Source organism: Oribacterium sp. (assembly GCF_057249185.1).
The window spans coordinates 1-14,112 of sequence record NZ_DBHIGR010000044.1; the positions used below are offsets into that span (position 1 = coordinate 1).

At 44.8% G+C, this 14,112-nt stretch carries 6 protein-coding genes; all 6 read left to right on the forward strand.

The window, feature by feature from the left end; genetic code table 11:
- Positions 1-794: 794 nt before the first annotated feature.
- Positions 795-1,808, forward strand: coding sequence for a heat-inducible transcriptional repressor HrcA (gene hrcA / locus ACO4PX_RS04015; protein WP_040648414.1), 1,014 nt, complete (start codon positions 795-797; stop codon positions 1,806-1,808).
- A gap of 19 nt (positions 1,809-1,827) precedes the next feature.
- On the forward strand, positions 1,828-2,424 hold the full coding sequence (gene grpE, locus ACO4PX_RS04020) for a nucleotide exchange factor GrpE (protein WP_485571604.1): 597 nt from the start codon (positions 1,828-1,830) through the stop codon (positions 2,422-2,424).
- A gap of 142 nt (positions 2,425-2,566) precedes the next feature.
- Complete coding sequence (dnaK, locus tag ACO4PX_RS04025; RefSeq protein ID WP_485541148.1) at positions 2,567-4,441, forward strand: molecular chaperone DnaK; 1,875 nt, start codon at positions 2,567-2,569, stop codon at positions 4,439-4,441.
- A gap of 70 nt (positions 4,442-4,511) precedes the next feature.
- Positions 4,512-5,624, forward strand: a complete 1,113-nt coding sequence (dnaJ, locus tag ACO4PX_RS04030) for a molecular chaperone DnaJ (protein ID WP_485541147.1) — start codon at positions 4,512-4,514, stop codon at positions 5,622-5,624.
- Positions 5,625-5,974: 350 nt separating this feature from the next.
- A complete protein-coding gene (locus tag ACO4PX_RS04035; RefSeq protein ID WP_485541146.1) occupies positions 5,975-8,212 on the forward strand; it encodes a methyl-accepting chemotaxis protein in 2,238 nt (745 codons plus the stop codon).
- A gap of 308 nt (positions 8,213-8,520) precedes the next feature.
- Positions 8,521-14,016: a Spy0128 family protein gene (locus ACO4PX_RS04040; protein WP_485571606.1), complete on the forward strand. Its 5,496-nt coding sequence runs from the start codon at positions 8,521-8,523 to the stop codon at positions 14,014-14,016.
- Positions 14,017-14,112: the final 96 nt, after the last annotated feature.

The following is a 14,112-nucleotide window of genomic DNA, read 5'->3' on the forward strand; positions in this document are numbered from 1 at the left end:
ACGATGTAAAAACCAAGACTTGCTTTCCGTCAGTATAGGTCTGTAGCGGGGGCACGCTCCCGCTAAGCTCGCCCTGCAGGGGTTCTAAGCTTTTAAAAGACAAAAGCCAAGAACCCGCGGGCTCACATTACCCCCGCTTCCAGACCTATACTGCGAAAAGCTTGCATAAATCATGTTTTTTATAGCATGCTTTTTAAAGAAAGGATTGGGGGAGCTTAGTCTAATATTTAGAGCCAATAAACCTATAAGTCTAAAATTCTATTATTCTATTATTCCAATATTCAATTCCCTTAAGCGCTTCCCTTCAACCACTCTTCCCCGAACAAGGAGGGGCGGATTTCTCATGCTTCCGACTTTTGACATTTGTCTTAGATTCAAAAATTTTTTTCGATTTTTTTAATTTTGCATTTTGGCATATTGATTCTATTACTTTTTTATTCAATGCATTCGGCTCGCTTTCTCGGTATAGGGCTTATGACGGGGGCAATCTGAGCCCGTGGGTTCTAAGCTTTTGTCCTATAAAAGCTTAGAACCCATACGAGGCGAGGTTAGCGGGAGCGTGCCCCGGAATAAGCCCTATACCGAGAAAGCGATACACATATCTTTAGAAAGAGCAGGAAGAAAAATGCGGAAGTCGGAAGCAAAAAATCCGCCCCGCCCTGTTCATCAGAAATTCACAAAGTTCTTCATAAAAATTCTTGACACATCCTTCCATTAGCGGTATATTATGACCATGTGTTAGCACTCAATACACATGAGTGCCAACAAAGCCAAGAAAGGAGGGAAAGAGTTCTGTGGATCAGAGAAAGGTGATTATTCTCACCACGATTATCAAAAACTATTTGGAAACCGGAGAGCCGGTAGGTTCTCGTACCATCAGTAAGTTTTCCGGTTTGAATCTAAGCTCGGCAACCATTCGTAATGAAATGAGCGACTTGGAAGAGTTAGGCTATATTATACAGCCTCATACATCTGCAGGAAGAATTCCCTCAGATAAGGGTTACCGTTTTTATGTAGACCAGCTTATGGAAAAGCAGGAGCGGGCCTTATCCGATGTGAAGAGCTCTATGTTTGCCAGAATGGAACGACTGGAAAGTACCTTACAGGCTTTGGTAAGAAACATTGCCAGTGATACCCACTACGCGGCCTTAGTATCCGGCCCCAGTATGCAGAAGAACAAAATCAAGTTCTTGCAGCTGTCTTTGGTGGAGAAACAGAAGGTCTTATTCCTTCTGATGTTTCAGGGCAATATCGTAAAGACCATTACCTTAGATATTCCGGAGGATTTGGAGCAGGCTGCCATCCTCTCCTTGAACCTTTTGCTAAATGATGTTTTAGCGGGCTTCTCTGTGGAGGAGCTGGGAGAAAAGGATATCCGCTCTTTAATGGATAGAACGCCTTATAAAGCAACGATGGAAACCGTACTTCGGGGAATGCAGGAGCTTTTGCATCCTGAGGAGGAAGAGGTAGAGATTTATACCTCCGGTGCCACCAACATTTTCAAATATCCGGAGCTTACCGATTCGGAAAATGCCTCCAAGCTGATTTCCGCTTTAGAGCGGAAGGAGGAGCTGGCAGGCCTTCTGAAAGATAACGAGTCGGAAGAAAAGGATGGAAGCATTCAGGTCTATATCGGAAAAGAAAGTCCTTTGGAGGACATGGCGGATTGTGCAGTAGTTACCGCAAAGTATCACTTGGGCAACGGAATGCAGGGCACCCTTGGTGTCATTGGACCGAAGCGAATGGATTATGAGAAGGTTTTAAAAACTTTGACAAATCTGATTCAGGATATGGAAAGGAGTTTTTAAATAGAGAAAGGAGAGACTTGTGGCAGAAAATACAGAGCAGCAAGGGATGGAAGAGGAGCTTAATAAGGCTCAGGAAGCATCTGCAGAAGTAGAAAGGGAAGAGAATGCAGAGACCGCTTCCGAAGAGACTTCCGGAGAGGAAGCTGTTGAGAGTTCTCGGTCAGCAGAGGAAGGAAGCTCCGAAGAGAATCCGGAACTTCTCCAATTAAAGGATAAGTACCTTAGAACCTTGGCGGAGTATGAGAACTTTAGAAAGCGCTCCGAGAAGGAAAAGGCACAGATGTTTGAACTGGGAGCCAAAAGTATTATCGAAGCCCTGCTTCCGGTGGTGGACAACTTTGAAAGAGCTTTAAGCCATGTGCAGGAAGAGGAAAAGGATTCCCCCTTCGTCAAAGGCATAGAAGGGATTTACAAGCAGATTCAGAAGATGTTTGCCGATTGTAATATTCAGGAAATCGAGGCCCTCGGTAAGAAGTTTGATCCGGCTTTACACAATGCGGTGATGACAGAGGAAGAGGGAGATGCGGAGGAAGATACCATTACCCAGGATCTTCAGAAGGGTTATACCTATCGGGGAAATGTGGTTCGACACTCCATGGTAAAGGTAAAGAAGTAGATAATAAAAGCAATACAACAGATAGTAAGGCAGTAATGCCTGAGACATGAGCATATCATGTAAGAGTTCTAAAATAACGTTAGTAAGAAAAAGTTTTGAAGAAAAATATTTTTGTATATAGAGAAAAAGGAGAGTAAAGACTATGGGAAAGATTATTGGAATTGACTTAGGAACAACCAACAGCTGTGTAGCAGTTATGGAGGGCGGAAAGCCCGTTGTTATCCCCAATGCAGAGGGTATGAGAACCACTCCTTCTGTAGTGGCATTTACCAAGACCGGAGAGCGTCTTGTAGGAGAGCCTGCTAAGAGACAGGCGGTAACCAATGCGGAGAGAACCATTTCCTCCATCAAGAGACATATGGGTACAGATTACAAGGTATCTATCGACGGAAAGGATTATACTCCACAGGAAATTTCCGCTATGATTTTACAGAAGTTAAAGGCGGATGCGGAGAGCTATTTGGGAGAAAAGGTAACCGAGGCGGTTATTACCGTTCCTGCTTACTTTAACGATGCTCAGCGTCAGGCTACCAAGGATGCAGGTAAGATTGCAGGTCTTAAGGTAGAGCGTATCATCAACGAGCCTACAGCGGCAGCCCTTGCTTACGGTTTGGAGGATGAGTCCGAGCAGAAGGTTATGGTATACGACTTAGGTGGTGGTACCTTCGATGTATCCATCATCGACATTGGAGACGGTGTAATCGAAGTATTGTCCACCAATGGTGATACTCACTTAGGTGGTGATGACTATGATGATCGTATTACCAAGTGGCTGGTAGACGAGTTTAAGGCTGCAGAGGGGGTAGACCTTTCTCAGGATAAGATGGCTTTACAGCGTTTGAAGGAAGCGGCTGAGAAGGCAAAGAAGGAGCTTTCCTCCGCAACCACCACAGATATTAACCTGCCTTTCATTACTGCTACTGCAGAGGGTCCAAAGCACTTGGATATGAAGCTTAGCAGAGCAAAGTTTGAGGAAATCACCTCTGATTTAACAGAGAGAACAGCAGTTCCTGTACAGAATTCCATGAAGGATGCAGGACTGAGCAACTCCGACCTTGGAAAGGTACTCTTAGTCGGCGGTTCCACCAGAATGCCTGTAGTACAGGAAAAGGTAAAGCAGCTTACCGGAAAAGAGCCTTCCAAGAACTTGAACCCTGATGAGTGTGTTGCCCTTGGTGCAGCTGTACAGGGTGGTAAGATGAGCGGAGAAGCCGGAGCAAGCGATGTTCTTCTTCTGGACGTAACACCGTTAACTCTTTCTATCGAGACCTTAGGCGGAGTGGCTACTCCTCTTATTAAGAGAAATACCACCATTCCTACTAGAGCTTCTCAGGTATTTTCTACAGCGGCAGATAACCAGACCGCAGTAGACATCCATGTTGTACAGGGTGAAAGAGAGTTTGCAAGAGATAACAAGACCTTAGGACAGTTCAGACTGGACGGTATCTTACCGGCACAGCGTGGTGTTCCTCAGATCGAAGTTACCTTCGACATTGATGCCAACGGTATCGTAAATGTTTCCGCTAAGGATAAGGGAACCGGTAAGGAGCAGCATATCACTATTACCTCCGGATCCAACATGTCCAAGGAGGATATTGATAAGGCGGTAAATGAAGCTGCACAGTTCGAAGCAGCGGATAAGGAGAAGAAGGAAGCTATCGAAGTAAGAAACGGAGCGGATTCCATCGTATTCCAGACCAAGAAGGCTCTTACCGATGTGGGAAGCCAGATTAGCGACAGCGATAAGGCAACTGTAGAAGCTGACTTAAAGGCTTTAGAGGATGTTCTTGCAGCAAATCCTTTGGAGGGAATTACCAAGGACGGTGCAGAGCAGATTAAGGCAGCCCAGGAGAAACTGATGCAGTCTTCTCAGGCACTTTTCACCAAGGTGTATGAGCAGGCTCAGGCAGCAGGGGCAGCCGGTGCCGGAGCGGCAGATGCAGGTGCAGCAGCTTCTGAAGGCCAGAGCGGTAACGCTGACGACAATGTAGTCGACGGAGACTTTAAGGAAGTGTAATTCGAAAAATTTTCCGGAGAAGACAGGCTTAAGCCTGTCTTTTCCTGGGATTTAAAGGAGAGGAAAATATATGGCAGAAAAGCGTGATTATTATGAGGTGCTGGGGGTAGATAAAAATGCCGATGATAGTGCCATTAAAAGAGCCTATCGAAAGTTGGCAAAGCAGTACCATCCGGACTCTAATCCCGGAGATGAAAGTGCCGCAGAGAAATTCCGGGAAGCTTCGGAAGCCTATGCGGTATTGTCCGATCCGGAGAAGAGAAAGGCCTATGATACCTATGGCCATGCGGCCTTTGATCCGAACTCCGCAGCGGGAGCAAGCTCCGGTTTCGGCGGTTTTGATTTCAGCGGCATGGATATGGGAGATATTTTCTCCGAGTTTTTCGGTGGAGGCTTCGGTTCCTCCTACGGTTCTTCCAGAAGAAGATCCAATATGCCGGAAAAGGGAGCCAATATTCGTGTAGGGCTTCGTATTTCCTTTGATGAGGCTATTAAGGGTGTAAAGAAGACCATTAAGATTCGATATAAAGATACCTGTAAGACCTGTAACGGTTCCGGAACTAAGCCGGGAACGGAAAGACAGACCTGTCCCCGTTGTAACGGCGCAGGTCAGGTAAGAATGACCCAGCAAAGCATCTTCGGAACCATTCAGCAGGTAACCACCTGTCCGGAGTGTCACGGAGAGGGAACAGTGGTTAAGGAAAAATGTCCGGATTGCCGTGGAGAAGGTTATATCAACACGGAGAAGAGCATGGAAATCGCCATTCCTGCAGGAATTGACGATGGACAGGCCATTCGTAAGTCCGGAGGCGGAGACCCCGGAAGAAACGGCGGCCCCAGAGGTGACTTACTGGTAGAGGTATCCGTTAGCGATCATCCCTTCTTTAAGAGACAGGGCGTAAATATTTACTCCACAGAAGCCATCAGCTTCCCTAAGGCCACATTGGGCGGAAGCACCATTGTGAAGACAGTGGATGGACCGGTGGAGTTAAAGATTGCTCCGGGAACCCAGTCCGATACCAGAACCAGACTACGGGGCAAGGGCGTTCCATCCTTACAGAACCCCAACGTAAGAGGCGACCACTACGTAACCTTAGTAGTAGAAACCCCGAAGAAGTTAAACAAGAAACAAAAAGAAGCCCTGAAAGCCTACGCCGAAGCCTGCGGAGAGAAGGTAGACTAAGATCGGGGAAATTTACAGAAATAAAAAAAGCGTATTTGAGAAGCTATTAAGGCTTTTCAACATATAGGCCTGAATAAGGGGTAGTCTGAGCCCGACGGTACTTGCGAAAAACAAGAGAAACGCAGTTTTTCGCTTAGTATCCGCTTCGAGGCGAAGCTAGCGAGAGCGTGCCCCCATTTCAGGCCTATATTGTTGAAAGCTAACGATAGCTGTTTTTATTTCCGTAAATTCACTAATACATTCTTCCAAACTGACGATATTGATTAAAGCGGAATCATGGAGGAGAGTAACTCCTACCATTTCACGAAAATTTTCCTGAGATAGAGGAATGACAATTTCAAGGAGGAAGAATGGAAAACACACAGGAAAACGGGTTAAGCCCAAAGGAAGCTGCTGTTAAGACACAGGCAGGCGGGAGTCAGGAAAAGCCGGGCTCCAAGGCTTTTAAGAAAGCTCCGGGAGTAAAACCGGGACAGAAGAAGGCTGTAAAATCTGGAAAGAGAAGCAGCCTGGCAGGAAGAATTTCTGCATTGGTCTGCATATCCATGTTGATAGTCTTTGTGCTGGTAAACATTGTTCTGCTGAATGCGGTAGGAAAATCCTTCGATAAGATTAATCAGGATTACTTACTTTCCACTACAGCGATGAATGTAGAAAAAGTCAAAAAGTCCATTACTTTAGCGGAGAATGCTGCAAGAGCAATCAGCGATCACTTGGAAGAAATGTATAACGAGCCGGATACCGGTGCGGCAACAGTTCCCAGTCTTTTAAGAGATACCGTTCACTTAAGTGAAAGAAGATCCTTTGAAGAAAAATATTTACTGGATTCTGTATGGGAAATGATTCGTCATGATGAACACGTTATGGGAGCAGGCGTTTTCTTCGAGCCAAATGCGTTCCAGCAGGGTGAGCCAGAATACGCTATGTATTTAGGAAGAGATAACGGAGATGAGAATAAGCGTTTCTTCAAGTTCCTGGATTACAAGTTTTACGGAAACGGAGCGGAAGAGTATTATACCAGAGCTTCTCAGGAAAAGGTTAGCCATGTGGTAGACCCCTTCGTATCCTCCATTACCGGAGAGACAATTTTTGTATTGGTTGTACCTATCCTTCATAATGACCAGTTTATGGGAACGGTAGTAGTAGACTTAAATGTTAAAATGTTCGATACTCTGGGAGTTGATAAGTCCGGTGAAGGTGCTAAGACCTTCTTTGATGTTATCAATAAGGATGGTAAGTTCGTATACAGCTCCAACCCTGATGCGGTAGGAAAGAACCTTTCTGAGTACGTTGGAGAAGAGACCTTTAAGAACGAGATCCAGAGCAAGTTTGACGGAGAGAGCATTTTCCATATTAAGGACAACCACCGTATTCGTTACTTTGCACCGCTCACCATCTATGGAACAGACTGGTATGTACAGTCCGCAATGAGTTTAGACCTTTACAACCAGGGTAAGAACCAGCTCTTCGTTGCCTTGGTTGCTGCAGAAGTTATTTTGTTTATTCTTTTACAGGTAATTCTTTTCACAGCACTGAAGAAGTCTCTTAGTCCTCTCGGAAAGCTGGCAGAGGAAAGTGACAAGCTGGCAGAGGGTAACTTTGACATTAAGGTTTCCTATGCACAGGAAGACGAAATCGGCCGTCTGGTAAAGAGCTTTAACAATATCGTAAAGCGTCTGACCTATGTGGTATCCGATTTACAGGCGAAGCTTGGAGCATTTGCTCAGGGAGACTTTGCAACAGAAATTAAAGAAGATGAGAACTATAAGGGAGATTTCCGCCCAATCCTGAATTCTTTACAGGAAATTTCCACAAGCTTGAACAGTACCTTGAAGAATGTACACACTTCCTCTTCCGAGGTAAGCAGCAGTGCGGAACAGGTAAGCAGCATGGCCCAGAGAATTTCCGAGGGTACTACCAAGCAGGCTTCTTCCATTGCAGAGCTTTCCAAGACCATGGAAGATATTACAGAGCAGATTCGTCATACCACAAAGCAGGCTGAAAAGGCTCAGCAGCTTGGTGTTGTCAGCGGTTCTCATGTAGAAACCAGTAACCAGAAGATGACTGACATGCAGGGCGCTATGGAAGAAATCACCGAGAAGTCCAAGGAAATCAGTAAGATTATCAAGACCATCGATGATATCGCCTTCCAGACCAATATCCTTTCCTTAAATGCAGCTATCGAGGCAGCAAGAGCAGGAGAGGCCGGAAAGGGCTTTGCGGTAGTTGCGGATGAAGTCGGCAACCTGGCAAAGAAGTCTCAGGAAGCAGCTCAGAATACTTCTCTTCTGATTGAAGAGACCATCGGAGCAGTACAGAAGGGTGCTAAGTTCACCGAGGAAACTGCGGAAGCTTTACACTCCGTATCCGAGAGTACCAACCAGGTTAATGATTTGATCGGAGAAATTTCCAAGGCTTCCGAAGAGGAATCCGCAGGCGTTAGTCGCTTGAGTGACGGTCTTCAGGAAATCTCCGCTGTAGTGCAGGAGAACTCCGCAACAGCAGAGGAAAGTGCTGCAACAGCAGAGGAATTATCCGCTCAGGCTAACCTGATGAATGACCTTGTAGATAAGTTTAAGGTAAGATGATAGAGAAATCTGTTTATCGACATAAGCTTTAGCTTAAGATTATAAAATGGAGCATAGAGAATGGCATTACTGCCTTTACTCTATGCTCTATTTTTTGTATATAAAGTCCGGAAAATAGAGACAGGAAAACAGAGACAGTATTGATTTTAAAATAAAAAATTTAAAAAAAAAAATATTTGTTTTATTTTATTTCCGGATAATCCTTTTAAAAAGTGGAAATTGAGTCGATACATCATTGATTGAGAATAAGAAGGAAGAAAGCGTTGAGGGAGATACACTTTCTTTTTTTGGAGGAAAAGGAGTCTACAATGATGCAGGAAAGTGCGAGTAGAGGCGATTTAGGCAAAGACAAAGAAAAATGGCAGGAAAAGCAGGGATATAGAGGACAAATCCCGGCTTTTAAGAAGGGGAGAAGAGTGGGGAAACGACTCTTTGCCTTCTTTTTGGCTATGCTTTTAGCTGCCAGTCCCTTAGAAACGGTAAGCTTCGCGGAGGAGGTATCTGCGTCGCCGTTGCAAGTCAAGGAAACAGAGGCGGAAAATCAGAAGGAAGTCTCTTCAAATGAAGTCTCTTCATACGAAGTATCTGCGACGGAACCTATTGCACAGGAAGAACCTACTGCAACGGAACCTGCTGCACCGGAAGCATCTTCACCGGAATCCTCTCCGATAGAGGGGGCATCTTCCGCGACGGATTCTTTAGAAGGAAGAAAAAAAGCTGCAAAGTTTATTTTGAACGCTGAAGAGGGGGAAATAGAGGGGCTAAGTGAAGCCGGTGTTCGGATTACTGCAAAATATCCGGAGTCTACCTTTCCTTTAGATGTACAGATGGAAGTAAAGGACATCAAGGAGGAAAGTCTTTTAGAGGAAATGAAAGAGAAGGCCTTGCAAAGAGCCAAGCTGCAAGATGCCGGAAATCATTTGAAAGAAGACAGAAAAAATGTAGGAAAGAAAAAAGAAGAGCGGAAGGAAGAAAGCTGGGAAGTAGACTCTCTTTCCGCTGTGGATATTTCTTTTTATGTTTTAAACGAGGACGGTGAGAAGCTGGAGGTTCAGCCGAAGAAGGGAAAAGCCGTAGAGCTTACATTGGAAGAATCCTCCTTAGAAAATAAAAAAGAAGATACAGCTACAGAAGTAGAGCCGGAAGTGGAGAATGAAGCAAGAGAAGAATCGGAGAGTAGCTTGGGAGAGGGTTCTTCTCAAATCGAGGAGTCTAAATTACAGGTTCTGCATTTTGATGAGCAGAAGGGTGTAGAGTATCTGGATTCTAAAGAAGAGGGAGAGGGAATCCGTTTTCAGGGAAAACGTTTCAGCCCCTATGCAGTAGTGCGTACCAGAAGAAGGAGAGATGTTCCTACAGAAGGAAACAATAACAAAATCAAGTTCCATGCCTTCTGGAGTGTTAATGCCACAGCGAACAAAGATGCTTCCATTAGTTATATTAACCCGGATTATAGTGCTACGGATGAAGACACAAAAAAGTCCATGCTGATTAAGCCCGGTAAAAATAACAACATGACCATAGGAATCAGCTATATGGTGAATTTTGCTGGAGGGGCGGGAGCACCACAGGACTATCCTACAGGTTCTATCAACATTTATCTTCCTGCAGCGATTTTTAAAGGAAAAGACGGAACGAATCAGGTAGCGGAGGACCAGGACAGCAGAAGCTTAATTTCCCAGTTTAATCCGGGAGATATTGTGGAAGCGCCGGATGTTTCAAAGAACAGAAGTAATTATACGAAAGACGGCATTACCAAAATGGTAAACGGAGTAGCGGTGCCTTATATTAAGGTTAGTAACACGGATGCCAGAGGTCCTGCCAACTCCCTGGGGGCTATTTTTTCTTATAATTTTACGCCGACCTTATTAGAGTATACCCACGACAGTACTTCGGAAGAAAAGGGTGTTTATGAGCTGGAATTTCCTGTATTTTTGGAAGTTGACCAGGACATGGATGGAAGTTTTACCGGTCCCCATGATGCCAGTATAGAACGAAAACTAAAGATCAGGGTGGAATCCAAAGTAAATCCCAGCACGGTGGAGCTAAGGGAGGCGAAGAAGTTCGATGCGCCCAAATCCGTTTATTTCCAATGGGATCCCACATGGGGTCCAAGACCGGCAGATGCGGATAATTATTTTTACGGCCTCTTTTATGGAAGAGCGGATCGTGCCAAGTGGAGTACCCAGGCCCTATCCTTTGTGCCGGATATTACTTCCACATCAGCTCCGGTAGCCGGTTCCGGAGCCATTTCCTCCGGACAATTAATCGGGGTAAAGCGTTATCCTCAGGATGGAGAATTTGATACTTTATTTAATCCGGATCAAATGCTTGGCAAAATAGGAAACAGTCCCAAGGATATTGCCAAAGAAATGGGTGTAGCGACGCCCAGTGAGCCTCGTTTAGGGAATCCTATGGGAAAGACAAGCATTTTTATTGCTCCGGAATATAAGACGGAATACAAAAATAAAAACCTGGATTATAAAGAATATGCCAGCTTTGATGATGGAGGCTATAGAAATACCGCTTTTTATGCCTTTCTTTACCGTTATCCCAAAACGGATATTACAACAGCACAGAGTAGCGGACAGGATCTGGAAACTCATCCTCTAAAGTATAAAAGTACATTTTCTGTACAGGATATTTGGCAGGATGGATATAACGGAACACCCAAGGCGGAAAGTACTGCAGAACTGGAAGTATATGTACGAAAAAATATTGGGGGAGTAGCCCGTTTAGATAAATATACCGGCCAGCCAACCGATACCAATACCCAGTTGATTAAGGGAATGCAGACTCTTTTGGCGGAGGGAACTCCGGTGAGTCTTTCCTACAGTCTTTTTGCAGGTACCCATTTAAAGGATAGCGAGATTACTTGGAATGGAGATCATACGGCCTATACTACTGCCCATGGTTCCAAGGCGGAGATTTCCGATGGGGGAAGATATACCCTCTTTAGCATGGACAATATTAGCAGCAGTGACGGAAAGCCCACGGAAAGCGCCGGAGTACTAAGCTATCCTTCGACAGGGGGAGATCCTTATGTGCTGTCAGAAGATGACTATTCCTATGAGTCCTTTTATCTGGCGGACTATACCGCCTATGATGTGGAGTTTAACGGCTACAGTAATGAAAAAGCCGTGAATCCCAGCAAGGCCTATACTCGCTTTGCCCCCATTGAGGTTTACGGCAAGAAGAAGGGGGGAAGTGAAGAAAAGCTTGGAGAGCTCTATCTGAATGCAGCGGGATACAAAAAATTCCGCAGTGTAAGCGGAGTGGAGCAGGATGCTACTGTGCAGAAGCCTGTATCATTTCCGGAGGGAATCAAGGAGATTCGCTTTAAAAACTCCAGCTCCTTCTATGAGACCGGTTTTACTACAAGAGTGAATCTTCGCCTTCACCCCACGGAGGCCATGAAACAAAGACTGGAGAAGGATATTCAAAATAAGAAGAACAGTTTTATTGCCGCACCGGCGGAAGGAAAATTGTCCATCGGAGATACTGAGATTGTAAAAAATCAGGTAGGAGAATTTTGGAATAAGGTAGGCTACCAACTGAGTCCGGCGAATTATCAAAGTGTGCTGGAAAAGAAAAGTATAGGTTCTATAGAGGACGATCCTGCAACAGGAAGACAAAGAAGAGCCGTTACTTTCACGGCATATAATGATATGAGTATCAATAATTCCTATGCTGCTTATCTAAATGCCTATAAGATTACAGAGGGTACTTTTTATGATTTACTGCCCTTAGAAACGAATGTTGACCCGGACAGTATAGAGATGGGAGACTATAGCTACGCGGATTCCCTACCGACTTCGGGAGCACGTTATGAAAAAGGAAAAGACTATACCGTGGAATTTATTCCAAACTGGGAAGAATCCGGACAAACCATGATGAAAATCAAGTTTAAAAGACCGGGAAAAGCGGATTGGTTTACCGGCGGTGTACTTATCAGAAACGGTGTACGCGTGCAGTATAAGCTGGAAAATACCTATAGCAGTATTATTGATAATGGTGCCAACCCCAAGAATAATGTAGGCTTTGTGGACGAGACTCCCAAGCATAAGAGTAAGACGAATCTGACTACAGACAATTTTGCCGGGGCAAATTATGAGAATAAGAAGTATTTTAAATCCGTGATGGAAACTTCCACCTCGGAGAAACAGGGAATCTTGTATACGGAAGCCAATGTGGACTATAACATTCCTACCGCAGTATCCGCAGGATTTGTAAACCGTATCAGTACGGAAATCAAGAAGGAGTATATTCCGAAAAATGTTTCCTATGCAGGAGACCCCTATGTGCATAAATTAATGTATAGTACGGCTCCCAATTCCAAGACGGCAGATTATGTATTATATGATATTTTGGGAACAGAGGAGGAAAGGAATGGAGACTTTGACTATGTGGATTTCCCTGCCCTTTTAAGAAAGAAAACCTACGATGCCCACAATGCCAATACCAAAGATACTGCAGCACCGGTAGTTTATTATGCTACGAAAAAGCCGGATGTATCGAATCTCAATGTAGATGACAGCAGTATCTGGAAAAAATATGAGCCTGAGAATCATCCGGTGGACAAGAAAAGTATCGTGGCTATTGCGGTGGATGTACGAAAGACCAAGGCCGGTAAGCCCTTTTATCTTCCGGGACAAAGCGCCATCAGCATTTATGTTCATATGAATGCATCCACAGAAAAGCGGAAGCTTAGTGTGGAGAATACCAATACGGCAATCACCATTCACCGTACCTTTACAGGAGACCAGCCGAACAATACATCTCAGCCTACCGATAAAACTGACATCAGTAAGCATAGGATTCTTCCGCCGATCAGCGTGGAAATCAAAGGGCAAAAGCATATCACCAAAGATGCCGGAAATGCTGATATCAAGGCAAAGGGAGCCTTCAGCTTTAACTTAAAGCCTGTGGGAAATGCGCCTATGATAGATGACGAGGGCAATGCGATTTTGAATACCGTGAAAAATCCGGAGGATATGGGAGGAGAATTTCATTTTCCGAAAATCACCTTCTACCGGCCGGGAACCTATCATTATACGGTAAAGGAAAGCGGCGCTTTCCCGGGGGTTAGCAATGACCCTGTATCGGAAAAAAGCTTAACGGTAGAGGTGAAGGTAGATGCACCGAACTATACAAAATTAAGTGCGGAACTAAGCTATGATGGGGAAACGGAACTAAGCTTTACCAACCATTTTAGTGAGAAGGAACTGCCGAAACCGAAGGAGGAGCCGAAGACACCGCCCCAAACGCCGAAGGAAGAGCCGAAGACACCAAGTTCCAATAGGGAGAATCCTAAGAAGGATAGACCAAGACCACAGGAAAGCCCCAAGAAGGAAGAGCCCAAGAAGCCTACGGATCCGGTACCGAAGGATAATCCAAATCCTCCTTCAACACCGGAAACTCCGCCTAGAGAAGAGCTTCCTCCTGCTAGTCCTGTTGTACCTCCCAATCCGGAAACACCGAAAACGGTAACCGTCGGAAATATTCCTCCTGCAGAACTTGCCGGAAGAAGACGGGAACTGAGAGAAAGAAGAGCAAAAGTCGAAAAACGAATCGGAGAGATTCTTGGACAGACCCGGCCTTTAACGGAGGAAGAAAAGCAGGAATTAAAGGAACTGGGAGAAGTACTTAGCGGTATCCGAGAAGAAGAAAAGCTTCTTTCCAGACAGGTGTCCACAGGAGATACAAAAAATCTGAAGATCTTGGCATGGGGATTTATCTTGAGTGCTTTATGCTTGGGCGGATACAGCGGATCTACTCTGCTAAGAAGAAGGAAGAGAAGATAGGAAAGAAGACTCTTCAAAAAACTTCGAAAATTATTGATTTTTTTAGATTTTCAAAGAAATTATTATGCAATAAATGAATTTTGCATAAACAGATAA

What these genes read in the sequence shown, in the direction of transcription:
- dnaK (WP_485541148.1), top strand. Translation starts at nt 2,567, where the DNA reads ATGGGAAAGATTATTGGAATTGACTTAGGAACAACCAACAGCTGTGTA.
- dnaJ (WP_485541147.1), top strand. Translation starts at nt 4,512, where the DNA reads ATGGCAGAAAAGCGTGATTATTATGAGGTGCTGGGGGTAGATAAAAAT.
- ACO4PX_RS04035 (WP_485541146.1), top strand. Translation starts at nt 5,975, where the DNA reads ATGGAAAACACACAGGAAAACGGGTTAAGCCCAAAGGAAGCTGCTGTT.
- ACO4PX_RS04040 (WP_485571606.1), top strand. Translation starts at nt 8,521, where the DNA reads ATGATGCAGGAAAGTGCGAGTAGAGGCGATTTAGGCAAAGACAAAGAA.